The 255-nt window shown below is 51.0% G+C and carries 1 protein-coding gene; it reads right to left on the minus strand.

Translation table 11 applies throughout. From position 1 onward, the window contains the following. The coding region (locus MiSe_RS50385; protein WP_226595137.1) for a hypothetical protein at positions 1-241 on the minus strand (241 nt) is incomplete at its 3' end. Positions 242-255: the final 14 nt, after the last annotated feature.

Genomic DNA, 255 nt, shown 5'->3' on the forward strand with positions numbered 1-255 from the left:
ATTCCCGCAGTAGGGGCACGGCAGCAGTAAGTTTTGTCACCAAATCAAAGTTTTTCGGATGCCGTGCCCCTACCACGTTGCGTTGCACCCAATTGAAAACCCCTGTATACCCAGGGGGTAGGGGCACAGCAGCAGTAAGTTTTGTCACCAAGTCAAAGTTTTTCGGATGCCGTGCCCCTACTGTACCAATTTGTCGCCACCATTCCCGCAGTAGGGGCACGGCAGCAGTAAGTTTTGTCACCAAATCAAAGTTTT

Source organism: Microseira wollei NIES-4236, assembly GCF_020521235.1.
Classification (GTDB): domain Bacteria; phylum Cyanobacteriota; class Cyanobacteriia; order Cyanobacteriales; family Aerosakkonemataceae; genus Microseira; species Microseira wollei.